This is a genomic window from Cupriavidus agavae, from assembly GCF_004217045.1.
GTDB classification, from domain to species: domain Bacteria; phylum Pseudomonadota; class Gammaproteobacteria; order Burkholderiales; family Burkholderiaceae; genus Cupriavidus; species Cupriavidus agavae.
This window is the reverse complement of the sequence record NZ_SGXM01000004.1, coordinates 127,743-150,420: the sequence shown is the minus strand read 5'-3', so window position 1 is coordinate 150,420 and position 22,678 is coordinate 127,743. Positions and strand designations below refer to the sequence as shown.

Sequence of the window (22,678 nt, the reverse complement as noted above, 5' to 3'; positions counted from 1 at the left end):
GAGACACATCATGAAGATCTACCTCGTATCCCTTGGCGCCGGCGTGCTGGTCGGCATCATCTACGCCCTGATGCAGGTCCGCTCGCCGGCCCCGCCCGCCGTGGCGCTGCTGGGCCTGCTCGGCATGCTGATCGGCGAGCAGGTCGTGCCGCCGATCAAGCGCATGATCGCCGGCGAGCCGGTCACCGCCGCGTGGTTCCACGCCGAATGCGTGCCGAAGATCACCGGTACGCCGGGGCCGCTGGTAGCCGCCAACGAGAAGAAGGACGGCGATGCGGCGCATTGAACGGCTGCCCCTGCTGCTGGCGGCTCTGTCAGCGCTCCCCGCCCCCGCCCTCGCCGGCACCGTCACGCTCTACGGCCGCCTCAACACCGCCATCGAGTACTCGCGTGCGAGCACGGCGACCGATGGCACCTCGCTGGGCAGCGTCGTGCGCCAGACCAACTACCGTTCGGTATGGGGCCTGCGCGGCGAGGAAGAGCTGGGCGGCTCGCTGAAGGCGCTCTGGCAGATCGAGAGCAACCTGTCGATCGACAACGGCCAGGGCGGCATTGCCACGCGCAACTCGCGTATCGGGCTGCAGGGCGACTATGGCCTGTTCTTCATGGGGCACTGGCATACGCCCTATACCGAGTCCACGATGGCCTACGATCCGTACTACCCCACCACGGCGGGGTACATGGCACTGATCGGCAACGGCTCCACTTCCAGCTCGGACAATGTGCAGGACACCAGTTCCTTCGACCGCCGCCAGAAGAACATCGTGCAGTACCGCTCGCCGCAGTTTGGCGGCGCCAGTCTCTGGCTGGGCTGGGGACTGCCCGAGGAAAAGACCACCGTCCCGCGCAATCCGGCGCTGTACTCGGCGGCGCTGGTCTACGACAAGGGTCCGCTGAACGCCACCGTGGCCTACGAGATCCACCAGCACTACCAGGCCGCCGGCCGCAATGACGATGCGCTCAAGGTCGGCATCGCGTACCAGTTGTTTGCCGGCACCCGCATCTCGGCCGTCTACGAGCACCTGCACTACCGCACCGACACCGGCGACCTGCAACGCAATGCCTACTATGCGTCGCTGGTGCAGAAACTCGGTCCGGGCAGCGTGCGGCTGGGCTTCGGGCTGGCGTCCAACGGCACCGGTTCCTCCACCGACACCGTGGGCTTCTTCCGCAGCGGCTCCCAGACCGGTGCCACGCAGATCACGGTCGGCTACGACTACCCGTTGTCAAAGCGCACCGCGCTGTTCGCGTTCTACAGCCGCATCAACAACCAGCGCAATGCGGTCTACGACTTCGCGATCAACGAGCTGGGCGTCAGCGCCGGCGCGGATCCGCAGACGTTCGCGCTTGGGATGCGGCACTACTTCTAGGTGCGGGGCACGCTTCATCGGGAACTAATACCATGGTATGAATTCGCTCCGATCCGTGGCGGAGTTGGTCCGGAGCGCCTATCCTTGTGCAGTTTTTCGCGCGGACGTGGTCCGTGGCACGTTCGGCGGGTGTCGGCGGACCGCCGGCAATACCACCGTATGATATGGGCCACGGCCCGGCGCGATTATGCTGTGAGCAAGCGTTGACCCTTGTCGGCGCCCAAGACTATTCAAGGATTTCGTGTGAATGCCACCCCCGTGATTGCCATTGTCGACGACGACGCTTCAGTCAGGCATGCCATGGGACGACTGGTGCGCTCCCTCGACATGTCGGTGGAGTTGTATGGCGGCGGGCCCGAACTGCTGCAGTCCGCAACGATCGGCGGCATCGACCTGGTGATCACCGATGTGCAGATGCCGGTCATGAACGGCTTCGCGCTGTGCGAGGCACTGCGCGAAGCCGGCCACCAGATGCCGGTGATCTTCATGACCGCCTTCGCCCACGAGGGCTACGAGCAGCGGGCGCGCAACGCCGGCGCCGCGTGCTTCCTCAACAAGCCGTTCCAGGACACCGATATCATCCACTGCATCGAGAATGCCCTGAAGCTGCGCGGCGAAGGCTAGCGCCGCGCCCGGCGCCCCGGGCGGACGCCGGGCGCTTTCTCAATGCGCCTGGCGCGCACCGGGCCAGCAGCGTACGGCAAGCGCGCCCAGCGAACTGGCCAGCGCGAGCACTGAGACACCCTCCCAGCCCCAGCGCAGCAATACCACGTTGCCGAGCGCCGAACCCGCCGCCATGCCGGCGAACATGCCGACGAACAGCACCGCGTTGAGGCGGCTGCGCGCACCCGGATCGATGCTGTAGATGATGGTCTGGTGCGCCACCAGCGTGACCTGCACGCCCAGGTCGAAGCCCAGCGCACAGACCACGATCAGCGCCAGCCGGGCATCGGGCATCAGCCAGGGCGACAGCAGCATCGCACCGAACGATACCGCCGCTACCGCCGCGCCGAGCCGCGTGACCACTTCCGGTCCGCGCTTGTCCGCAATGCGGCCGGCCAGCGGCGCCGCCAGCGCGCCAGCCGCGCCGGCCAACCCGAAGGCACCGGCCGAGGCGCTGCCGAGGTGAAACGGCGCCTCGTGCAGCATGATCGCCAGCGTCGACCAGAAGGCGCTGAAGCCCACCGACAGCAACCCCTGCGCCAGCATCGCGCGGCGCAGCGCACCGTGCTGGCGCCACAGCTTGACCAGCGAGCCGAGCAACGCCCCATACGGCAGATGCGAAGTCGGGTGGAAGCGCGGCAGGCCGCGCCAGCACGCCGCGCCAATCAGCGCCACGCTGGCGGCCGCGCTGACGAACATCGCGCGCCAGCCGAAATGCTCGGCCACGAAGCCACTGACCACACGTGACAGCAGGATGCCGAGCAGCAGCCCCGTCATCACGGTGCCAACGATCTTGCCGCGGTGCGCCTCCGGTGCCAGCGTGGCCGCGGCGGGCACCACGTCCTGCGCCATCGTCGCGGTAATGCCGATCAGCGCGCTCGACACCAGCAGCAGGCCAATCCCCGACGACGACGCACCCAGCAGCAGCGCCGTGGCAAGGATCGCCGCCTTGATCACGATGATGCGGCGCCGGTCGTAGCGGTCGCCCAGCGGCGCCAGAAACAGGATGCCGAGCGCATAGCCGAGCTGCGTCAGCGTCGGCAGCAGGCCCACGTCGTGGTTCGAGGCGCCGATGCTGTCGGCCAGCACGCCGAGCATCGGCTGGCTGTAGTAGAGCGATGCCACCGAGAGCCCGGCAGCGGCCGCCAGCAACAGCACGGTGCGCAGCGGCAGCGTGGCGGGTTGGGAATGCGCAGCCGGAGGATGCGCGGAGGTATGAGTGGAGGACATGGGCATGCCTGGTGAGGTAGATGCGCTGCAGCGTAGGTGCAGCGGCGGCGCCACCGTGTTCGCGGCGCGGGGAATCCTTGCCTGTTCGCACGGCGCGCGCCGGCGTCGCCATCTGGCGGTATATCGGGGCCAATACCATGGTGTCAGCCAGCAACGACCACCCTCCGATTGTTCGCGGCGCCATGGTTTTCTACGATTCCCTGCAGCCAGCCATGCACTGCCAGAGCCAGCCAACAAGACGCAGGGAGTCCACCACATGCTGTCCCGAAACCGATGGAAGCCCATCCTGATCGCCGCCGCGGCCCTCGCCGCCGTGGGCGCCGCCGTGGCGGCCTGCCTGATGTACGAGCCGGCCATTGCGCCAATCCAGCCACCCGCGCCTGCCTCCATCGACCGTGAGCTGGCGCTGCGCGGCGCACGCGTGGTGGCGCTGGGCGATTGCGCGGTGTGCCACACCGCGCCCGGCGGCAAGCCCTATGCGGGCGGGCTGCCGCTGTCCACGCCGTTCGGCACGCTCTACACCACCAACATCACACCCGACGCGCAGACCGGCATTGGCAGCTGGTCGCTCGATGCGTTCCGCCGCGCGCTGCGCCGTGGCATCGCCCGCGACGGCCACCAGCTCTATCCGGCGTTCCCGTATGTCCACTACACGCGCATGTCCGATGACGACATTGCGGCGGCTTACGCCTTCCTGATGCGGCGCGATCCGGTCGTGGCCAAGGCCCCGGACAACGACCTGATCTTCCCGCTGAACTTCCGGCAGCTCGTGGCGTTCTGGAACGTGCTGTTCCTGCGCCCCGGCCCCGACGCTCCGGACCCCGCGCAGAGCGTGGCATGGAATCGCGGGCGCGAACTCGTGACCGGCCTTGGACACTGCGCCGCATGCCATAGCCCGCTGAACCCCATCGGCGCCGAAAGCTGGGGCAAGGCGCTGCACGGCGGCGTGGTCGATGGTTGGGAAGCCCCCTCGCTGGTGCGCCTGTCCCGCGCACGCGTGCCCTGGACCGAGGCCGACCTCGTGACCTACCTGCGCACCGGCATGTCGGCACGCCATGGCGCGGCGGCCGGCCCGATGCTGCCCGTGACGCAGGAGCTGGCCACCGTGCCGCTGCAGGACGTGCAGGCGATGGCCACCTACCTGTTCTCGCTGCAGCAGCCGGCGGGCGACCCGGCGCCTTCACATGCGGCCGAAGTGGACCGGCAGGCCATCGCCCGCGGGGCGGTGCTTTTCCGTGGCGCCTGCGCGTCGTGCCACGGCGAGAAGGCGCCGATGCAGAGCGTCGGCGGCCGCCCGGGCCTGGCCACCAGCAGCGCGGTGCAGGCCGCCACGCCGCGCAACGTGATCCAGATGATGCTGCTCGGCGTGCCGTGGCAGGGCGAGCAGCCCATGCACTACATGCCGGCCTTCGGCGCCACCTTCGACGACGCGCAGCTTGCCGACCTGGCCATGTACCTGCGCGCCACCTATTCCACGCTGTCGCCCTGGCAGGACGTGCCGCAGGCGGTGGCAGCCATCCGCAAGGGAGATGCGACGCGATGATCCAGCTCACCGTCAACGGCGTCAGCCACGACCTCGACATCGACCCGGCCACGCCGCTGCTCTATGCCTTGCGCGAAGACCTGGGCCTGCACGGCGCCAAGTTCGGCTGCGGCATGGGCCAGTGCGGCGCGTGCACGGTCATCGTCGAGGGCAAACCCACGTTTTCCTGCGTGACGCCGGTAGCAGCCATCGGCAAGCGGCCGGTGCGCACCATCGAGAGCCTCGGTACCGCGCAGAAGCCGGGCCCGCTGCAGCAGGCATTCATCGACCACCAGGCCGCGCAGTGCGGCTACTGCATCGCCGGGATGATCATGCGCGCGCAGGCACTGCTGGACCGCAACCCGCATCCCACCGACGCCGAAATCCTGACCCACATGGAACCCAACCTGTGCCGCTGCGGCACCCACATGCGCATCCTGGCGGCGATCCGCGCGGCCAGCGGACGCGCGGCGGAGGCCACGCAATGAGCCGTGACGACCTGATGGACAAGCCGCTCGACAAGCCGGTCGACAACCCCGGCCGCCGCGCCTTCATGGTGTCGGGCGCGCTGGTGGTGGGCTTTTCGCTGCTGCCGGGACGCGCGGCGCTGGCGCAGATGGTGCTGGCCGACGAAGGCGCCGCCGTGACCGTGGGCCGCGACTACGTGAAGCTTGCCGGCAGCCTCAGGACCAATCCGTATCTCGATGCCTGGATCAAGGTGGCACCGGACAATCACGTCACCGTCTACACCGGCAAGGTCGAACTGGGCACCGGCGTGCGCACCGCCTTGCTGCAGGTGGCCGCCGAAGAGTTGCAGATTGCGCCGCACCGCATCACCTTCCTGACCGCCGATACCGGCCGCTCGCCCGACGAGGGCCTGACCGCCGGCAGCCACACGATGGCCGACAGCGGCAGCGCGCTGCTGAACGCCGCAGCGCAGGTGCGCGGGCTGCTGGTCGATGCCGCCGCGCGCACGTGGAACGTCGCGCCCGCGGCGCTCACGGCCCGCGACGCGCGCATCGTCGCCGCCGATGGCCGCACGCTGACATTCGCCGAACTGCTGCCGCGCGTGAACCTGCACGTGGTGGCCACACCCACATCGCCACTGCGCGATCCGTCGACGTTCACCGTGATCGGCAAGCCGCTGCCGCGCGTCGACATACCGGGCAAGGTCACCGGCGGCCCGAGCTACGTGCAGGACATGAAGCTGCCGGGCATGGTGCATGCGCGCGTGGTCCTGCCGGCTGCCTATGGCGCGCAACTGCTGTCGGTGGACGAGACGGCGGCGCGGGCCACGCCGGGCTTCGTGGCCATCGTCCGCGATGGCAACATGCTGGCCGTGGTGGCACGCCGCGAATGGCAGGCCGTGCTGGCGCAGCGCGCGCTGTCGGCCGGCTGCCGCTGGGGGCCGGGCCGCGCGCTGCCGGCGCCCGATCAGGTCGACGCCCAGCTCAAGCGAATCAGCACCGAACAGATCGTGATCGCCAACCAGCGCGCGGCGATGGCACCGGGCGTGAAAACGCTGTCGGCCACCTATACCAAGCGCTACCTGATGCACGGCTCGATCGGCCCGTCCTGCGCGGTGGGCCACCTCGACAACGGCATGCTGACGGTCTGGACGCACTCGCAGGGGGTCTATCCGCTGCGCGATGGGCTGGCCGAGATGCTGTCGATGCCGAAGGACAGGATCCGCTGCATCCACGTGGAAGGCTCGGGCTGCTACGGCCACAATCCCGCCGACGATGCCGCGGCGCACGCCGCGCTGCTGGCCCGCGCGCTGCCCGGCCAGCCGGTGCGCGTGCAGTGGATGCGGGACCAGGAAAACCTCTGGGACCACTTCACGCCGGCGATGGTCACGCAGGTCAGGGCGTCGCTGTCGGCGGACGGCACCATCGTCGACTGGGACTATGCGCTCTGGAGCAGTTCGCACAACGAGCGCGTCGTCAACGCCGGACGGCTGCTGCCGGCCACGTTGCTGGCCAGGCCGTTCACTCCCGCGCCGTCCACGCCGATGCTGCAGCCCGAGGGCGGTGGCGACCGCAACGCGATTCCACTCTACCGGCTGCCGAGCAGCCATATCGTCAACAACTTCTCGCCGACCATGCCGCTGCGCACCTCGGCCATGCGCTCGCTGGGCGCGCACATGAACCTCTTCACGATCGAGACGTTCATGGACGACCTCGCGCATGCGGCCGGCATCGACCCCGTGCAGTTCCGTATCCGGCACATGGACGATCCGCGCGCACTCGACGTGATCCGGCTCGCCGCGCAGCGCTTCGGCTGGCCCCGCGCGGCGCGCAAGCCCGGGCACGGCGTGGGCTTTGCCTTCGGCAAGTACAAGAACCTGATGGCCTATGTGGCGATGGCGGTGGAAGTGTCGGTCGAGCGCGATACGGGGCAGGTCAGGCTGGAACGTGCCGAGGTTGCCGTGGATTGCGGGCAGGTGGTCAACCCGGACGGGGTGCGCAACCAGATCCAGGGCGGCGTGATCCAGTCGGCCAGTTGGACACTCTACGAGCAATTGCGCTTCGATCCGCAGGGCATCCGCAGCTACGACTGGGGCACCTACCCGATCCTGCGCTTCTCGGCCGTGCCGGCGCAGGTCAACGTCCACCTGATCGACCGGCCCGGCTTGCCATTCCTCGGCGTGGCCGAGGCGGCAATGGGACCGACGGCGGGCGCCATCGGCAATGCGCTGTTCGACGCCACGGGCCAGCGCCTGCGCGACATGCCGCTGGCCGGCGAACGGCTGAAAAACCGGATTGCCCCCTGAAACGGGAGGCCGTGGCTTCAGGCGGCGCGCGCCTGGCTGGCCGTGTCCAGCGCCTCGGGCGCGGCGACGGCGAGCGGCACGTCGCCGGCCTTCACCAGCCCCAGCGTCTGGGCCATGATGACCAGTTCGGCGAACGTGCGCGCCTGCATCTTGCGCATGGCCTGGCCGCGATAGATCTTGACGGTGGCCTGGCTGATGCCGAGGCTGTCGGCCACCTGCTTGTTCATGAGCCCGCGCACCAGCAGTTGCATGACCTCCTGCTCGCGGCCGGTCAGTCCGGCAAAGCGCTCGCGCAGCTGCCGCGTCTGCGACAGGGCCTGGCGGCGGTCGCGGTCGCGCTGCAGCGCCTCGTTGACGGCGTCGAGCAGGTCCTGTTCGCGGAAGGGCTTGGCGATGAAGTTGACCGCGCCGGCCTTCATCGCCGCCACGGTCATCGGCACGTCGCCGTAGCCCGAGATGAAGACGATCGACGCCGTCTTGCCGGCGTCGTTGAGGTGAGTCTGGAGATCCAGCCCGCTGGCGCCGCGCAGGCGCACATCGAGCACGATGCAGGTGGGCTGGTCCGGAATGCCGTGGGCCAGCAGTTCCTCGCCCGAGGCGAATGCCGCGGTGGCCAGGCCGATGGAGCGGAACAGGCTCGACAACGCGCTGCGCATGTCGCGGTCGTCGTCCACGACGAGCACGACGCCGTCAGGCCCCTCGGCCCCGGCGTCCGTTCCTTCGCCCAGCATGGCGGACCTGTTGTTCATTGCTGACTCTCACTATGCATCTGGTATGACATCCTGCCCGGCCCCCGGGGGTGTCCCGGGGCATGCAGCGCGTGGCGCAGGCGGGCGGACAGGCTCCGGCTCTTGGCCGGAACTGCATAATGGCGCGGCGTTCTGGTGCAGGCTTGCGGCCTGCCGCCGACGTGGTTCCGCCCTACGCGAAGCGGAATTATCGGTGCTTTTGCCGAAATTGCAACCGGCTACAGCGCCTCCAGTGCGCGGCTCAGCGTGTAGGCGGCGCGCACGGCCACGTCGAACGAGCGGTCGCAGGCCAGTTCGCGGCCCGCCACGGTAATGCGCCAGAAGTCGCGGTTGCGCTCGCAGTTCAGGCGGTGTTCTTCCATCTGGTCGGAGAACCAGCGCCACAGCCGCGCGTCCTGGGTCAGGGCTGACGCAGCGGCGCGCAGGCGGATCACTTCGAGGCCGGCAGATTGATTCATGGCTTATTTCCCCCTTGGGCGCACACCAACGCGCCCTGTCAGCCAATAGTAGGCAGCCGGCATCCGCCTGTGCATTGCCCGATGGCACAACCACGGTAGCGCACTCGCATGCCGGGGTTATACGAAGGGATGATTGCGGACGCGCATTCCTTGCCCGCCCGGGGCCACTCGAAAAGACTATTGCCACCTGCGCGCCATTGGGCGATAGTCGCACCGCTTTCCAAAACACTATAAATACCGGGGTCGCCGATGTTCGCATTCCTCTCACGCCGCGCGCCTGCGCGGCCGCGCGCGCTTGCGCTGCTGGTCCTGTCTTCGCTGGTAGCGGCCACGCTCGCCGGTTGCGGCGGCGACGATACCCCCGCCGTGGCCGCCACGCCGCCGGCCGCCAACACGCCCGGCGCGCCGGGCACCACGCCGGACCCGGTGGCGCCGGCGGAACCCACCCCGGTCGACCCAGCCATCCCGGCCGGCACCCGGCTGCGGCTGGCCTACGCGTCCAACTTCGACGACGACACGGTCTCGGCGTACCACGTCGATCCGCTGACCGGCCAGTGGCAGTCGCGCGGATGGGTGCGCGTGGGCGACGGTCCGCGTGGTATCGCCACCACGGCTGACGGGCGCTTTGCGTTCGTGGCCAATTCCCTGGACGGCAGTATCTCGACGTTGGCGCTCGACGCGAAGACCGGCGCCCCCACGGTGGCCAGCACGGCCGCCATCGGGGCCGACCCGGTCACGCTGCGGGTGGACGCCTCCGGCCGGCGCCTGTTCGCGGTTACGGGCGGCAGCGGCAGCGTGATGACGTTCACGGTCGATGCCGCCACCGGCGCGCTGACGCCCGTAGCCACCCGCACGGGCGCCGGCATCAACGCCATCGCCCTCGCGCTGACGCCGGACGGCCAGTTCGCCCTGGTTCCGGACTTCGGTGCCAACCGGCTGCGCAGCTTTGCGATCGACCCGACCACTGGCAGCCTGACGCTTGCCGGCACGCTGACGACCGGCATCCGGCCCTATGACGTCAAGGTCTCGCCTGACGGACGCTTTGCCTTCGTGCCGCTCTACGGTTCGAACAGCCTGGATCTGTACGCGATCGACACCAACGGCGCGTTGTCGCGGGTGATCGGGATCGCCACCGGGGTCGGACCCTCCGCGGTGGCGCTGACGCCCGATGGCCGGGGCGTCTACGTGGCCAACCGCGATGGCAATTCGGTGTCGGCCTATCGCTTCGACGGCGCCGGCGGCCTGACCGCGCTTGGCGTCGTGCCCACAGGCGCCCAGCCGCTTTCCATCGCCGTCGATGCGGACGGCACGCATGTCTACACCGCCGACGCCGCCGGCAACACCGTAAGCGCGTTCTCGATCGATGCCGCCACCGGCACCCTGACCGCGCTGGACTCCGGCCCGGCCGCCACGCGGGCGCGGCCGTCCGGTCTGGCGATGGTCCACGGCGCCACGCCGGTGACCGTCTCGGCACCGGCCCTGCTGGCCGCGGGCGCGGCGTACGCGAGCTTTGGCATCGAGGCGGCCGACGGCAGCCTGACGGCGCAGACCGGCACCGTGGCGATGACCGGCAGCGCGATGGCGATGTCGCCGTCCGGCACCTTCGCGTATGGCTGCGACGACGCCACCCAATCGGTGCTGCGCTTCCGCGTGGACGCCGTGACGCGGGCGCTGACGCTGCTCGAAGCGATACCCGGCGGCGGCTGCCGGGCGCTGGCGGCAGACCCGAACGGCAGCTATCTCCATGCGTCGAATGTCGTGGACCAGGCCATCGACACGCTGGCCGTCAACCCCGCCACCGGCGCGCTGACCCGGCTCGGGCGGTTCCCGTTCGGCGGCATTCCGGGTCCGCTCGCGATGGCCCCCTCGGGCACCACGCTGTACGCGGCGAACCAGTTGACCATGAGCGTGCTGGCGCTCCCGCTCGATCCCGCATCGGGGCTACCGGCCAGCGCCACGTCGCTGTGGACGTTGGGGGGCTCCGTGGCAGCTCTGGCGGTCTCACCCGGCGGCGACATGCTGTACGCCTCCACGCCCACGACAAATTTCGTGAACGCGATCCGGATCAGCCTCGTCACCGGCCTCGCGACCTCGGCGCTGTCCGTCGCGTCCATGTCGGCCAGCGGCGTGGCTGCGGACCCCGCCGGCCGCTACGTCTTCGTCGCGGAAACGGCGGCCAACCGCATCGCGGTGTTCACGCGCACCGGCAACGCGCTGTCGGTGCCCATCTACTACGCGGTGCCGGCCCGGCCCCTGGCGCTGGCACTGAGCGCCGACGGCCGGCAACTCTACGTGAGCCACGACGGTCCGAACCAGATCTCGGCGTTTGGCGTGGGCGCGTCGGGCGCGTTGACCACGTTGCGCTCGCCGGTCGCGGCCCTGTCCGCCATCGGCGGGCTGGCGGTGGCAAGCCGCATCGACTGATCGTTCGCCGCTCTCCGCCACCTTCCACCACCTTCCCCCGCCTCCCCGCCCGGCACGTGATGCGCCGGGCGCCTCTTCCCCTCCTGCCTCCGGCCGCACATTTCCGTGCGTCCTGCTCCCCTCGGTAAAAACACGGAGTCCGCCGGCCTTGCAAGTCGCGGCAGGCCCTCCTATGCTTGTCTCACGATTTGTCCGGACAAAAGAATAAATACGGACAGCAAGGTTTCGATCCGGCACCAGCCGGACTTCACCACCTCGCCGAAAGAGGAGACAAACCCACATGCCCGCCCCCTTCAGACTTGCAGCGCTCGGCCTGTCGCTGAGCCTTGCCGCGCTTGCCCTGCCCGCCCACGCAGACTTCCCCGACAAGCCGGTGCGGATCGTGGTGCCGTACTCGGCCGGCGGCGGCACCGACATCGTGGCGCGCCGCCTGGCGGAACGGCTGACGCCGCGCCTCAAGCAGCCCGTGGTGGTGGACAACAAGCCGGGCGCCAACGGCATCATCGGCACCGATTTCGTGGCCAAGTCCGCACCGGACGGCCATACCGTGGTGCTGGTGGTCAACACGCACCTGCTCAACCCCATCCTCTACAAGAAGATGCCGTACGACACGTTCACCGACCTGGTGGGCGTGACGATGGTGGCCAAATCGCCACTGGTCTTCGTCACCCAGTCCGAATTTCCGGCCACCAACGCGGTGGACTTCGCGAAGCACGTCAAGGCCAAGCCCGACAAGTATTCGTACGGCAGTTCCGAGAACATGACCCGGCTGGTGGGCGCCATGTACAACAAGTACCAGCACCTGGACATGGTCAACGTGGCCTACAAGGGCGGCTCCCCGCTGATGACCGACGTGATTGGCGGCGTGACCACCGTGGGCGTGACCAGCGTGCTGACCGCCAAGCCTTTCATCACCTCGGGCAAGCTCCGCCCGCTGGCCGTGACCGGCGCCCAGCGCACGGCCGCGCTGCCCGGCGTGCCCACCATGATCGAGTCCGGCATGAAGGATTTCGAGGTCTACACCTCGTACAGCCTCTACGCGCCGGCCAAGACGCCCAAGGCCGCGCTGGAGCGGCTGCAGAAGGAAGTGCATGACATCGTCATGGCGCCCGACATGAAGGAAATCCTCGCCGAGCAGGCCGCCACGCCGGTAGCCCAGCCGGTGGACCAGTTCAACGCCGAGGTGAAGCAGGACTTCGCGTTCTGGCAGCGCCTGGCCCGGGAAGTGAACCTGCAAGCCGAATAAGGGAACGGGAGATATCACCATGCAAGCAACGACGACAACTGCCGGCAATGCCATCCGCGAGGTAGCGGGCGGCTGGAAGCGCGAGGACGTGGAGCGCGACACCAGCTGGATCCACGTGCTGAGCCCCGGCGAGATCGACGCGCTGGAGCAGGCGCTGCGCCACACGCTCGGCACCGGGCGCGACCTGCTCGACATGTCGATCGAAGACTTCCCGCTCGACGCCCGCGTGCGGCGCCGCCTGGTGGCGCTGATCGACGAGACGCAGGGCGGCTTCGGCCTGAAGCTGCTGCGCGGCTTCCCGGTGGAGCGCTGGGACACCGACGCGCTGCGCAAGCTGTTCTGGGGCATCGGCCTGGTGCTGGGAGTGGCCCGCCCGCAAGGCAAGATGAGCCAGTTCGTCTCCGACGTGCGCGATGCCGGGGGCACCTACCGGTCGAGCACGGGACGCGGCTACAACACGCGCTCGGGCCTGGACTTCCACGCCGACGGCAGCGACATGGTGGGCCTGTTCTGCGTGCGCACGGCCAGGAGCGGCGGTTCGAGCCTGGTCTCCAGCTCGATCACGGCCCACAACGAGATGCTGCGGCTGCGTCCCGACCTCGTGGCCGAACTCTACGCGCCGCTGGTCTTCAGCCGCCAGGGCGAGCAGGCGCCCGAGGAAGCGCCGTGGTATTTGGCGCCGGTCTTCGGCGTGCGCGACGGGCACTTTGCCTGCCGCCACATCCGCAACCACATCAAGGGCGCGCAGCAGACCTTCCCCGACGTGCCGCGGCTCACGCCGCAGCAGACCGAGGCACTCGACCTGTTCGACGAGTTGCTGGCGCGCGAGGATCTCTGCTACCACATGGACCTGCAGCCCGGCGATATCCAACTGCTGAACAACCATATCGTGCTGCACTCGCGCACCGAGTACGAGGATTACCCCGAGCCCGAGCGCAAGCGGCACCTGTTCCGGCTCTGGCTGTCGCTGCCGCAGGCCCAGCCGCTGCCCGAAGCCTGGCGCGACGCCTACAAGGACGTGGACGCCGCCTGCGTGCGCGGCGGATTCCGGGGCATCCACATCACCCCGGAGATCCGCGCCTTCGAGGCCCGCCTGGCCAACGCCCATGGCATGAAACTCCGCATCTACCCCGTCAAGGAAGCCGCCTGATGAGCCCGACCCCCACCCAACGCCCCACCATCCGCGAACTGCTGGCGCGCAAGCGCCTGATCGCCGCCCCCGGCGTGTTCGACATGATCTCGGTGCGCATTGCCACGCGCATGGGCTTCGACTGCCTCTACATGACCGGCTACGGCACCGTGGCGTCGTACCTGGGCCTGCCCGACGCCGGGCTGGCCACCTACACCGACATGGTCAACCGCGTGGGTTCGTTCTGCTCGGCGGCCACCGTGCCGGTGATCTGCGACGGCGACACCGGCTACGGCGGCCTGCTCAACGTGGCCCACACGGTGCGCGGCTACGAGCGTGCCGGGGCCAGCGTGATCCAGCTCGAAGACCAGGAATTCCCGAAGAAATGCGGCCATACGCCGGGGCGCCGCGTCATTGCGCTGGAAGACATGGTGAAGAAGATCCAGGTGGCCGTGGAAGCCCGCGAGAGCCGCGACTTCCTGATCCTGGCCCGCACCGACGCCCGCACCTCGCTGGGCCTCGACGAAGCCCTGCGGCGCGCCGAAGCCTATGCGCGGGCCGGTGCCGACATCCTGTTCGTCGAGTCGCCGGAGTCGGAGAAGGAACTCGAGATCATCGGCCGCACCTTCGACCTGCCGCTGCTGGTCAACGTGGTGGAGACCGGCCGTACCCCCGTGCTGCCGGCTGAAACGCTCGAACAGATGGGCTTCGCCATCGCGATCTATCCGGCCATCGGCTTCCTGGCGGCGGGCAAGGCGCTGGAGAACGTCTACGGGCATCTGCAGGCCAACCGGACCTCGCTGGGCATCGGCGACCAGCTGTATGACTTCCCGAAGTTCAACACGCTGATGGATTTCGAATCGGTGTGGAATTTCGACAAGCGCCACGCCTCATGAGCCCTCCCCCGGCACGCGCCGCGCTTACGCTGGGCGGCACGCTGGCCGTACAGATGCTGGCCACGGCCAGCACGCTGGCCTTCGCGGTGCTGGCGCCGGCCATTCCGGGCGTGGCGCTGGCCAGCGTGGGTGTATTCCTGTCGCTGGTCTATCTGGGCGGCATGGTGGGCAGCGTGGCCGGTGCCGGGCTGGTGGGCGCGCTCGGACCGGTGCGGGCATCGCAACTGGGCCTCGCGGCGCAGGCCGTGGCGCTTGCGCTGCTGGCCACCGGGCTGGCGGAATTGCGTCCGCTGGCCGCGCTGGTCAGCGGGCTAGGCTATGGCCCGATCACGCCGGCCAGCTCGCAGATGCTGGCGCGCACCACCGCCCCCGAGCGCATCGGCTTCATCTTCTCGCTGAAACAGACCGGCGTGCCGCTGGGCGGCCTGCTGGCCGGTGCCGCACTGCCGGCACTGGCCGCGTCGTGGTCGTGGCAGGCGGCACTCGGCGGGCTGGCATTGGCGGCGGTGACCGTGGCGGCGGCATGCCAGCCCTTGCGCCGCGAGTTCGACATGCGGCCCGCCGGGCAGGGCGCGAGGCTGGCGCTGGCGCCCAGGCTGCGGCAGATGTTCGGCGATGTGCTCGGCGACAGCCGGCTGCGCTCGATGGCGGCCGTATCGCTGCTGTTCTCGGCCTGCCAGCTCTCCGTGAGCGGATACCTGATGGTGTACCTGACGACCGAGGTCGGTATCGGCCTGACGCAGGCCGGCATGATCTACGCGATCACGCAGGGCGCCGGCATCGCCGGCCGCATCGCCTGGGGCCATCTGGCCGACCTGACCGGCTCGCCGCGCGGGGTGCTGGTCTGCCTGGCCGTCCTGATGAGCGGCAGCGCGCTGGCCACCGGCCTGTTCACGGCACAGTGGGCGCTGGTGCCGCTGTGCCTGGTCTGCGCGGTGCTCGGCGCCACGGCCATCGGCTGGAACGGCATCTATCTGGGCGAGGTGGCCCGGCTGGCGCCGCCCGGCCGCGTGGCGTCGGTGACGGGCGGCGCGCTGTTCTGTACGTATTTCGGCGTGGTGGCCGGCCCGGCCGCGTTCGGGTACTTCGCGCAACGGATGCACAGCCTGAGCCTGGCCTACCTGGCGCTGGCGGCGGTGCCCATCCTCGGCGCGGCGCTGCTGCTGCGCGGCGCCCGGTCTCCGCATCCGGCGCCCACGGGCAGCGCCCCACGCTGAGGCGCGCCAGATGCAACAGCGCTTGCCCGCCATGACACCGCACGGCTATGCTCCGGATCGACATGCCCATTGACGAAGCTCCGCAGACCATGGAACGAGGTGGCCCCCTGCACGACGATTTTTCAGACTCCGCCATGCGCGCCGAGGCCAGCCCGCGCTACCTGGCGCTGGCCCGCAGCCTGCGCGCCGAGATCGAATCGGGCAAATACGCCGTGGGCAGCAAGCTGCCGACCGAGATGGAACTGTGCAAGCAGTTCGGCGCCAGCCGCCATACGGTGCGCGCGGCCATCGAACGGCTGGTCCGGCTCGAACTGATCAAGCGCACGCCGCGCATCGGCACCGTGGTGACCGCCACGCAGGCCCGGCGCGGCTATGAACTGGCCGTGGGCCAGGTGGGCGACCTGCTCCAGTACGCGGCCAGCACGCGCATGCATGTGCTGTCGCGCGAGCTGCGCGAGGTGGACGGCGACGCCGATCCGGTACTTGCCCCCTATCTCGGCCAGCACTGGCTGGTGATCCGGGGCGTGCGTACCGGCGACGATGCGGCGACGCCAATCTGCTACAACGAGGTCTGGGTGCACCCCGACTACCGGGGCGTGCGCGGCACCGAACAGGACATCGAGGCATCGGTCTTCCACCTGATCGAGCAGCAGTTCAACGTGGCGGTATCGCGCATCGAGCAGGTGATCCACGCCGCCGCGCTGCCCGCCCCGGTGGCCACGCTGCTGAAGGTGCCGGCCGGCACCGCCGGTCTATGGATCAACCGCCAGTACCGCGGCGCCGGCGGCGAACTGATCGAGATGGCGCTGTCGGTGCATCCGGCCGACCGGTTCTCGTACCGCATGGTGCTGGACCGCGCGTGGCGCAGCGCCGATGGCAACGGCCGCGCAGGCTGAGGCGGCGCGGCCGGTATAATTCGCGGCTGCTGTCCGTAACCCGCTGTCTGGATCCGTCATGTCTCAATTCCGTGCCGCCGCCTCGCGCCCGCCGATGCGCTCCCGAACCCTCACCCGCCGGGAAGCCGGACGCACCCTGCTGAACGCCGCGCTGGCCGGCGCCGCAATGGCCGCCGGCCTGAGCGCCGCCCCGGCGCTGGCGGACACCACGTTCCCCGCCAAGCCGATCCGGCTCGTGATCCCGTTCCCGCCGGGCGGCGGCACCGATATCCTGGCGCGCCTGGTGGCCAACCAGGTGGCGCAGTCCACCAAATGGACGTTCGTGCCCGACAACAAGCCCGGCGCCGGCGGCACGCTCGGCATCGCCGAGGCCGTACGTGCCGCGCCCACCGGCTACGAGCTGGTGATGGGCCAGAAAGACAATCTCGTGGTGGCGCCGTGGCTGTACAAGTCGGTGTCGTACGTGCCCTCGCGCGACCTGATCGCCATCAGCCACGTGGCCTTCACCCCGATCGTGATCGTCACCTCGGCCAGCTCGAAGTACAAGACGCTGGCAGACGTGGTGGCCGCCGCGAAGACCCATCCCGAATCGATCAAGTACGGCTCGCCCGGCAACGGCACCACCATCCACCTGGCCGCCGAGATCTTCAGCCAGGCCGCCGGCATCAAGCTGCTCCACGTGCCGTACAAGGGCTCGAACGCGGCGATGATGGACGCCATGGCCGGCAACGTCGACCTGATGGTGGCCTCGGTTCCCTCGGCCCTGGCCCAGGTAAAGGCCGGCAAGCTCCGCGCGCTGGCCGTGACGTCGGCTACCCGCAGCACGTCGCTGCCCAGCGTCCCGACCGTGGCCGAAAGCGGCTACAAGGACGTGGACGTCAGCACCTGGTACGGCATCTTCGCGCCGGCAAAAACCCCGGCCAGCGTGGTCGAGCGGATCGGCGCCGAGGTCAACAAGGTGCTGGCCACCCCCGAAATGGTCCAGGCCATCCACGAGCAGGGCGCCGAGGCCAGGCTGCTGAGCCCGAAGCAGTTCGCCGACCTGGTGGACAGCGACTACCGCAAGTGGAAGTCGATCGTCGAGCGGTCCGGCGCCAAGGTCGAGTAAGGAAGTCGCGTGCGGAGCACTCCGGCCGCCGGCCCGCCGGCGCCGGGTGCGAAGCCGGCACTTTCCGAACCACCAATTGACAGCCCCTCCGCACGCGGGTATAACTGCCCTCGCAAGATCTTCAAGCAGTTTTCTCGAAGCACAAGGTCACAAGGTCACAAGGTGCCAGCCCGTTGCGGCGCCACTTTTCTCCATGTTCCTTCCTTGATCGTCATGCCTCGCCTACGGATTTTCGGATGGCGAGAATCTTTTCTTTAGGGAATCCTCACATGGAAACCGGTACTGTCAAGTGGTTCAACGACGCCAAGGGCTTCGGCTTCATCACCCCGGACGCAGGCGGCAATGACCTGTTCGCCCACTTCTCGGAAATCCAGGGCAACGGCTTCAAGTCGCTCCAGGAAGGCCAGAAGGTCCGCTACGTCGCCGGCGTTGGCCAAAAGGGCCCGGCCGCGACCAAGATCGAGCCGATCTGAGTTCCAGCCTTACCCGCTTTACGCTTTGAAAAAATCCCGGCAATGCCGGGATTTTTTTTGTCGGTCGCCAGCCCCCACAGCCGGTATCACCTTCTGCCATGACGAGCCATCTGCGAACGCGCCATGCACCAGCACCACGGTCTTTGCCGGCGCCTGCTGCGCCGCGGCCACGCTTGCGAAGGCAGTCAGCGCCACCGCCCACAGCGCGCGCCACCAGAAGAGGTGTCTGGACATGATTTCTCCCGTACCTGCCGTGCGGATCTCAACGATCGATGGGTAGCGGCGCGTCCGGCGATACCAGATTCTCCGCACGCAGCGCATGCCAGAAATCGTCGGGTATCGACACCGCCAGCGCGGCGTGATCCTCGCGAATCCGGTCCGGCTTGCTGGCGCCGGGAATCACGGCCGCGCTGGCCGGATGGGCGAGCGAGAACTGCAGCGCCGCGGCCTTGATCGGAATACCGAAGCGCGCCGCGAGCGCCTTGATGCGCTCCACGCGGGCCACCACCTCGGGCGGCGCCTTGCCGTACTCGAAATGCGTGCCGCCCGCCAGAATGCCCGAACTGTAGGGGCCGCCGACCACCACCTCCACGCCCAGCGCGGCCGCCGCCGGCATCAGGCGCTGCAGGGCCTCGGCATGGTCGAGCAGGGTGTAGCGTCCCGCCAGCAGCATGGCGGTGGGACGCGGCTCCTGTTCCAGCGCCAGTTCGCAAGCTTCCACGCGGTTCACCCCCACGCCCCACGCCTTGATGGCGCCCTCCTCCTGAAGCCGCGCCAGCGTACGGAAGGCACCCTTGCGGGCGATCTCGAACTGTTCGAGCCAGCCGTCGCCGTGGAAATCCCGGGCGATGTCGTGCACCCAGACATAGTCCAGATGCCCGATGCCCATCCGCTCGATACTGTCCCCGATGGAACGCATCGTCCCTTCGGCGGTGTAGTCATAGACCACGCGGTTCGGCCGTCCGTGCGCGAACAGGCCGGTCTTCTCGCCGAAGTCCCGGGTGTCGGTTTCCACTTCATCGAGCACCAGCCGGCCGACCTTGGAACTGACGACGTACTCGCCGCGCGGATGCTTGCGCAGCACCTTGCCAAGCCGGATTTCCGAAAGCCCCGCACCATAGAAGGGCGCCGTATCGAAAAAGCGCGTGCCAAGCTCCCAGGCGGCGTCGACGGTGGCCTCGGCTTCGGCATCGGGAATCTCGCGGAACATGTTGCCAAGCGGCGCGGTGCCAAATCCCAACGGTCCATTCGGCAGGCTGCTGCGTATCGTCATGCGCTTCTCCGTTCGTCATCGGTGGTGACCCGCTCGGAAAGAGCCGAGCACGGCGGGCCGGTTCAGGTTTCGCAACGGATGAAGCTTAGGCGGTGGCGTGCCGCTTGGCGAGGCTCGGCGCAACGATTCCCCGGACTTCAGCGCACCGCCGCCGCCGCGACGCCATCGGCCGGCAGGCTGTCCAGGGCGAGGTACTGGTGAATCTGCGCGACGACGGCGGCGCCCTCGCCGATGGCCCCGCCAACGCGCTTGATCGACCCCGACCGGACATCGCCCACCGCGTAGACGCCGGGCACGCAGGTTTCCAGCGCGCCGGGCTCGCGCTCGCTGCCCGGCACCTCGGCACGCGGCCCCGTGAGCACGAATCCGGAGCGATCGGTGGTCACGCCGCAATCGCCCAGCCACTGCGTCTCGGGATCGGCGCCCACGAACAGGAAGATATTGCGCAGCGGCTTTGTCTCCGTCTCGCCGGACCGGCGGTCCTGCCACGTCACGCCCACAAGCCCATTGCAGTCACCGCGGTGCAGGGTGACGATCTCGGTGTAGGGCCGTACCTCGATATTGCGCGCGGCGGCAATCCGGTCGATCAGGTAGCGCGACATGCTGGCCGCAAGCCCGGGTCCACGCACCAGCACATGCACGCGCGACGCATGCTGCGAAAGGAACACGGCGGCCTGCCCCGCCGAATTGCCGCCCCCCACCAGCGCCACTTCCGCCTCGGCGCATTGGCGCGCCTCGATCGCCGAAGCCCAGTACCAGACGCCGCGCCCCTCGTAGTCGGACAGGGTGGGCACTGCCGGCCGGCGGTAGCGCGCGCCGCTGGCGATCACGATGCTGCGTGCGCGCAGCCAGCGCCCATCGGTCAGTTGCAGCCGTACCGCCCCGTCCGCTGCGGTACGCGAGCAGTCCAGCCGCTGGACTTCGGCCGGGATCAGGATTTCAGCCCCGAACTTCTCGGCCTGGACGTGTGCGCGGCCGGTCAGCGCAGCGCCCGAGATGCCGGTCGGGAAGCCCAGATAGTTCTCGATCCGCGCACTCGCGCCGGCCTGCCCGCCATAGGCGCGCCGGTCGAGCACCACGACGTGCAGCCCCTCGGATGCCGCGTAGACCGCCGTCGCCAGACCCGCCGGCCCCGCGCCGATCACGGCCACGTCGAAGATCTCGTGGCGCTCCTCGGTATCCACCATGCCCATGCAGCGCGCCAGCGCCGCTTCGCTCGGATTGACCAGCACCGAACCGTCCGGACACACGGCCACGGCCTCGCCGGGCGCCGCGCCGTACTCGGCGATCAGGGCCGCCGCGCCGGCGTCCACCTGGGCGTCGAGCACCCGGTACGGCTCACCGTTGCTGCGCAGGAAGCCTTCCAGGCGCAGCAGGTTGGCCGATCCCGGGCGGCCAATCAGCACCGGCCCGCTGGCCGCCCACTCGATCAGCGATACGCGCCGCAGGATCAGCGCGCGGATCAGCCGCTCGCCGAGATCGGCTTCCGCCACGATCAGCGCCCGCAACTGGCGCGGCGCGATCAGCAGCGCTTCCACGCGTCCGATGGCCACGGCGTCGACGAGCGACGGCTTGCCCGACATTGCCCCCAGCTCGGCGGCAAAGTCGCCGCGTCCGAACTGGACGATCGGCCGCGTATTGCCCATGCCGTCGCGCTGGATGATCGCCACGACGCCGTTCAGGATCAGGAACATGCCCGGCGTACGCACACCGGTGGTCTGCAGGTGGACGCCGGTCTCGTAGGTCTGCGGCGTGCCAAACCGCACCATGCGGTCGATCTCCGCTTCGGTGATGCGCGGATACATCTGCTCGCGGCGCGAGGTCATTGTGCTGGGGGCGTCGCTTGTCATCGAGGGCTCCAGTGCCGGTTGCGTGTCGGCCGGGTATGCCGCGCAAACGGCGGTCGAGCCGCTGGCGGGCCTGAGAAGCTGTCAAAGCTTGTGTTAACCCATGGACGGACGCAGCGCAAGGCGCCGGGGCAGGACATCTGGCGGGGCCGCATGACGGGGAAATCGTCAGTCGCTACAAAAAACCGGTGCGCAGGGGTGGCCTTGCCGGACACGCCGACTATCCTTCAATGTCTGTCGCCGCAGTTACCGTTATCGAACGCCCTTGCCGCGCTGGATGGCGGCGGCTTCGGCACACTCGCGCACGGTTCGCCCGTGCGTCTCGCAACCGCAGGAGGAAGTCATGACGTACCGTCTGAAACATTGGCTGTTCGCGGGCCTGGGGTGCTGGCTGCTGGTGCCGGCGGCGCAGGCACAGGACCAGAAGGTGCAGCCTGGCCAGCGCGATCCCTACACCCAGGGCGCCCGGAGCGGCGCACGCGATCCTTATACGGACGGCGCGAAGTCAGGCAAGTTCGACTCGTACACCGATGGCGCGCGGCAGTCGACCACCCGGACCGACCTGGCGCCGCCGCAGAACGCCGAGGGCGGCCGGGTGAACCGTCCACGCAATCCGTACTTCGACGGCGGCCGCACCGAACCGCGCGATCCGTACACGGACGGGGCCCGCAAGCCTTAGCCACCGACCATCAGGGGAGCCCACGATGACCGTGAAGCACGTGCTGTTCATTCTGACCAATGCCGCCGAGATCGGGCCGAACAAGCGACGCACCGGCTACTTCTATCCCGAGGTCGCGCATCCGTACGAGGTGCTCGACGAGGCCGGCATCGCCATCGAGTACGCATCGCCCAAGGGCGGCAATCCGCCGTTCGACGGCTACGACGAGAAAGATCCGACGCAGGTGGCCTTCAGCAAGAGCGTGGCGATCCGCCGGATGGCGCACAGCCGCAAGCTGTCGGAGGTCGACGTGCTCGACTATGACGCGATCTTCTTTCCCGGCGGCCTCGGGCCGATGGTCGATATCGCGAAGGATCCCGACGTGAAGCAGGCGGTGCTGCGGGCATGGAACGGCGGCAAGATCGTGGCCGCGGTCTGCCATGGCCCCGTGGCACTCGTGGGGGTCAGGCTCGATGACGGCGCGCCACTGGTCAGGGGCAAGCGCATGACCGGATTCTCGAACGACGAGGAGAACGGCTACGCCAGGGAAGATGTTCCGTTCATGCTTGAGGATGCGCTGCGCGAGGAAGGCGCCGATTTCTCGTCGGCGCCCCCATGGCAGGAGAAGCTCGTGGTCGACGGCCGGTTGATCACTGGGCAGAATCCGGCCTCGGGTGCGGCGGTCGGCAAGGCGATCGTGGCGGCACTCCGGGAGGCAGGCTGACGGCAGCGTCGGCGCGACACGC

The 22,678-nt window shown here is 69.0% G+C and carries 22 protein-coding genes; 16 read left to right on the top strand and 6 right to left on the bottom strand.

Annotated features, from left to right (window positions below; translation table 11 throughout):
- The first annotated feature begins 10 nt into the window (after positions 1-10).
- From EV147_RS16735 to EV147_RS16725, 3 genes are all read left to right on the top strand, one after another.
- On the top strand, positions 11-286 hold the full coding sequence (locus EV147_RS16735; RefSeq protein WP_130392342.1) for a XapX domain-containing protein: 276 nt from the start codon (positions 11-13) through the stop codon (positions 284-286).
- Positions 273-1,370 carry a porin gene (locus EV147_RS16730; protein WP_130392341.1) on the top strand — a complete coding sequence of 366 codons (1,098 nt, stop codon included), beginning with the start codon at positions 273-275 and terminating at the stop codon, positions 1,368-1,370. Before EV147_RS16735 ends, EV147_RS16730 begins: the two co-directional genes overlap by 14 nt.
- Before the next feature lie 243 nt (positions 1,371-1,613).
- A complete protein-coding gene (locus tag EV147_RS16725) occupies positions 1,614-1,994 on the top strand; it encodes a response regulator (protein ID WP_198680276.1) in 381 nt (126 codons plus the stop codon).
- A 39-nt stretch (positions 1,995-2,033) separates the two neighbouring features.
- On the opposite strand, the gene EV147_RS16720 is transcribed toward EV147_RS16725, so the two are convergent.
- Positions 2,034-3,263: an MFS transporter gene (locus EV147_RS16720; protein ID WP_130392340.1), complete on the bottom strand. Its 1,230-nt coding sequence runs from the start codon at positions 3,261-3,263 to the stop codon at positions 2,034-2,036.
- A 256-nt stretch (positions 3,264-3,519) separates the two neighbouring features.
- Here EV147_RS16720 and EV147_RS16715 point away from each other — a divergent pair, with 256 nt between their 5' ends.
- Genes EV147_RS16715 through EV147_RS16705 form a run of 3 tightly spaced genes read left to right on the top strand, consistent with a single transcriptional unit; the run spans position 3,520 to position 7,558 of the window.
- Positions 3,520-4,806, top strand: coding sequence for a c-type cytochrome (locus EV147_RS16715; RefSeq protein ID WP_130392339.1), 1,287 nt, complete (start codon positions 3,520-3,522; stop codon positions 4,804-4,806).
- A complete protein-coding gene (locus EV147_RS16710) occupies positions 4,803-5,273 on the top strand; it encodes a (2Fe-2S)-binding protein (protein ID WP_130392338.1) in 471 nt (156 codons plus the stop codon). The genes EV147_RS16715 and EV147_RS16710 overlap by 4 nt, the downstream gene beginning before the upstream one ends.
- Complete coding sequence (locus tag EV147_RS16705) at positions 5,270-7,558, top strand: xanthine dehydrogenase family protein molybdopterin-binding subunit (RefSeq protein WP_235844782.1); 2,289 nt, start codon at positions 5,270-5,272, stop codon at positions 7,556-7,558. Before EV147_RS16710 ends, EV147_RS16705 begins: the two co-directional genes overlap by 4 nt.
- 17 nt (positions 7,559-7,575) lie before the next feature.
- Here the strand turns inward: EV147_RS16705 and EV147_RS16700 are convergent, their stop codons facing one another.
- Positions 7,576-8,307: a response regulator transcription factor gene (locus EV147_RS16700; RefSeq protein WP_407923247.1), complete on the bottom strand. Its 732-nt coding sequence runs from the start codon at positions 8,305-8,307 to the stop codon at positions 7,576-7,578.
- Positions 8,308-8,525: 218 nt separating this feature from the next.
- Positions 8,526-8,765 (bottom strand): hypothetical protein, encoded by a 240-nt coding sequence (locus tag EV147_RS16695; protein WP_130392337.1) that lies wholly within the window; start codon positions 8,763-8,765, stop codon positions 8,526-8,528.
- Positions 8,766-9,014: 249 nt separating this feature from the next.
- Here EV147_RS16695 and EV147_RS16690 point away from each other — a divergent pair, with 249 nt between their 5' ends.
- From EV147_RS16690 to EV147_RS16655, 8 genes are all read left to right on the top strand, one after another.
- On the top strand, positions 9,015-11,189 hold the full coding sequence (locus EV147_RS16690; protein ID WP_130392336.1) for a beta-propeller fold lactonase family protein: 2,175 nt from the start codon (positions 9,015-9,017) through the stop codon (positions 11,187-11,189).
- A gap of 280 nt (positions 11,190-11,469) precedes the next feature.
- Positions 11,470-12,435, top strand: a complete 966-nt coding sequence (locus EV147_RS16685) for a tripartite tricarboxylate transporter substrate binding protein (protein WP_130392335.1) — start codon at positions 11,470-11,472, stop codon at positions 12,433-12,435.
- Between the two features lie 19 nt (positions 12,436-12,454).
- Positions 12,455-13,585: a TauD/TfdA family dioxygenase gene (locus EV147_RS16680; RefSeq protein ID WP_130392334.1), complete on the top strand. Its 1,131-nt coding sequence runs from the start codon at positions 12,455-12,457 to the stop codon at positions 13,583-13,585.
- An 83-nt stretch (positions 13,586-13,668) separates the two neighbouring features.
- On the top strand, positions 13,669-14,460 hold the full coding sequence (locus EV147_RS16675; RefSeq protein ID WP_407923257.1) for an isocitrate lyase/PEP mutase family protein: 792 nt from the start codon (positions 13,669-13,671) through the stop codon (positions 14,458-14,460).
- Entirely contained in the window at positions 14,457-15,677 is a 1,221-nt protein-coding gene (locus tag EV147_RS16670; RefSeq protein WP_130392332.1) for an MFS transporter, read from the top strand. The genes EV147_RS16675 and EV147_RS16670 overlap by 4 nt, the downstream gene beginning before the upstream one ends.
- Positions 15,678-15,739: 62 nt before the next feature.
- Positions 15,740-16,573: a GntR family transcriptional regulator gene (locus EV147_RS16665; protein ID WP_198680275.1), complete on the top strand. Its 834-nt coding sequence runs from the start codon at positions 15,740-15,742 to the stop codon at positions 16,571-16,573.
- Positions 16,574-16,739: 166 nt separating this feature from the next.
- Positions 16,740-17,681: a Bug family tripartite tricarboxylate transporter substrate binding protein gene (locus EV147_RS16660; RefSeq protein WP_130392529.1), complete on the top strand. Its 942-nt coding sequence runs from the start codon at positions 16,740-16,742 to the stop codon at positions 17,679-17,681.
- Positions 17,682-17,950: 269 nt separating this feature from the next.
- Positions 17,951-18,154 (top strand): cold-shock protein, encoded by a 204-nt coding sequence (locus EV147_RS16655; protein ID WP_130392330.1) that lies wholly within the window; start codon positions 17,951-17,953, stop codon positions 18,152-18,154.
- Between the two features lie 18 nt (positions 18,155-18,172).
- Here the strand turns inward: EV147_RS16655 and EV147_RS26265 are convergent, their stop codons facing one another.
- From EV147_RS26265 to EV147_RS16640, 3 genes are all read right to left on the bottom strand, one after another.
- Positions 18,173-18,388 (bottom strand): hypothetical protein, encoded by a 216-nt coding sequence (locus tag EV147_RS26265; RefSeq protein WP_235844804.1) that lies wholly within the window; start codon positions 18,386-18,388, stop codon positions 18,173-18,175.
- 28 nt (positions 18,389-18,416) lie between these two features.
- Positions 18,417-19,427: an aldo/keto reductase gene (locus EV147_RS16645; protein WP_130392329.1), complete on the bottom strand. Its 1,011-nt coding sequence runs from the start codon at positions 19,425-19,427 to the stop codon at positions 18,417-18,419.
- Between the two features lie 137 nt (positions 19,428-19,564).
- A complete protein-coding gene (locus tag EV147_RS16640; protein ID WP_130392328.1) occupies positions 19,565-21,277 on the bottom strand; it encodes an FAD-dependent oxidoreductase in 1,713 nt (570 codons plus the stop codon).
- 340 nt (positions 21,278-21,617) lie between these two features.
- Here EV147_RS16640 and EV147_RS16635 point away from each other — a divergent pair, with 340 nt between their 5' ends.
- Both EV147_RS16635 and EV147_RS16630 read left to right on the top strand, forming a co-directional pair.
- On the top strand, positions 21,618-21,953 hold the full coding sequence (locus EV147_RS16635; protein ID WP_235844781.1) for a hypothetical protein: 336 nt from the start codon (positions 21,618-21,620) through the stop codon (positions 21,951-21,953).
- A 25-nt stretch (positions 21,954-21,978) separates the two neighbouring features.
- The gene (locus EV147_RS16630) at positions 21,979-22,656 is read left to right on the top strand and encodes a type 1 glutamine amidotransferase domain-containing protein (RefSeq protein ID WP_130392327.1); all 678 of its coding nucleotides are present in this window, start codon (positions 21,979-21,981) and stop codon (positions 22,654-22,656) included.
- Positions 22,657-22,678: the final 22 nt, after the last annotated feature.

What these genes read in the sequence shown, in the direction of transcription:
- EV147_RS16630 (WP_130392327.1), top strand. Translation starts at nt 21,979, where the DNA reads ATGACCGTGAAGCACGTGCTGTTCATTCTGACCAATGCCGCCGAGATC.
- EV147_RS16645 (WP_130392329.1), bottom strand. Translation starts at nt 19,427, where the DNA reads ATGACGATACGCAGCAGCCTGCCGAATGGACCGTTGGGATTTGGCACC.
- EV147_RS16670 (WP_130392332.1), top strand. Translation starts at nt 14,457, where the DNA reads ATGAGCCCTCCCCCGGCACGCGCCGCGCTTACGCTGGGCGGCACGCTG.
- EV147_RS16705 (WP_235844782.1), top strand. Translation starts at nt 5,270, where the DNA reads ATGAGCCGTGACGACCTGATGGACAAGCCGCTCGACAAGCCGGTCGAC.
- EV147_RS16735 (WP_130392342.1), top strand. Translation starts at nt 11, where the DNA reads ATGAAGATCTACCTCGTATCCCTTGGCGCCGGCGTGCTGGTCGGCATC.
- EV147_RS16730 (WP_130392341.1), top strand. Translation starts at nt 273, where the DNA reads ATGCGGCGCATTGAACGGCTGCCCCTGCTGCTGGCGGCTCTGTCAGCG.
- EV147_RS16675 (WP_407923257.1), top strand. Translation starts at nt 13,669, where the DNA reads ATGATCTCGGTGCGCATTGCCACGCGCATGGGCTTCGACTGCCTCTAC.
- EV147_RS16700 (WP_407923247.1), bottom strand. Translation starts at nt 8,307, where the DNA reads ATGAACAACAGGTCCGCCATGCTGGGCGAAGGAACGGACGCCGGGGCC.
- EV147_RS16715 (WP_130392339.1), top strand. Translation starts at nt 3,520, where the DNA reads ATGCTGTCCCGAAACCGATGGAAGCCCATCCTGATCGCCGCCGCGGCC.
- EV147_RS16660 (WP_130392529.1), top strand. Translation starts at nt 16,740, where the DNA reads ATGGCCGCCGGCCTGAGCGCCGCCCCGGCGCTGGCGGACACCACGTTC.
- EV147_RS16665 (WP_198680275.1), top strand. Translation starts at nt 15,740, where the DNA reads ATGCCCATTGACGAAGCTCCGCAGACCATGGAACGAGGTGGCCCCCTG.
- EV147_RS16690 (WP_130392336.1), top strand. Translation starts at nt 9,015, where the DNA reads ATGTTCGCATTCCTCTCACGCCGCGCGCCTGCGCGGCCGCGCGCGCTT.
- EV147_RS16680 (WP_130392334.1), top strand. Translation starts at nt 12,455, where the DNA reads ATGCAAGCAACGACGACAACTGCCGGCAATGCCATCCGCGAGGTAGCG.
- EV147_RS16640 (WP_130392328.1), bottom strand. Translation starts at nt 21,277, where the DNA reads ATGACAAGCGACGCCCCCAGCACAATGACCTCGCGCCGCGAGCAGATG.
- EV147_RS16655 (WP_130392330.1), top strand. Translation starts at nt 17,951, where the DNA reads ATGGAAACCGGTACTGTCAAGTGGTTCAACGACGCCAAGGGCTTCGGC.
- EV147_RS16635 (WP_235844781.1), top strand. Translation starts at nt 21,618, where the DNA reads ATGACGTACCGTCTGAAACATTGGCTGTTCGCGGGCCTGGGGTGCTGG.
- EV147_RS16685 (WP_130392335.1), top strand. Translation starts at nt 11,470, where the DNA reads ATGCCCGCCCCCTTCAGACTTGCAGCGCTCGGCCTGTCGCTGAGCCTT.
- EV147_RS16710 (WP_130392338.1), top strand. Translation starts at nt 4,803, where the DNA reads ATGATCCAGCTCACCGTCAACGGCGTCAGCCACGACCTCGACATCGAC.
- EV147_RS16695 (WP_130392337.1), bottom strand. Translation starts at nt 8,765, where the DNA reads ATGAATCAATCTGCCGGCCTCGAAGTGATCCGCCTGCGCGCCGCTGCG.
- EV147_RS16720 (WP_130392340.1), bottom strand. Translation starts at nt 3,263, where the DNA reads ATGTCCTCCACTCATACCTCCGCGCATCCTCCGGCTGCGCATTCCCAA.
- EV147_RS26265 (WP_235844804.1), bottom strand. Translation starts at nt 18,388, where the DNA reads ATGTCCAGACACCTCTTCTGGTGGCGCGCGCTGTGGGCGGTGGCGCTG.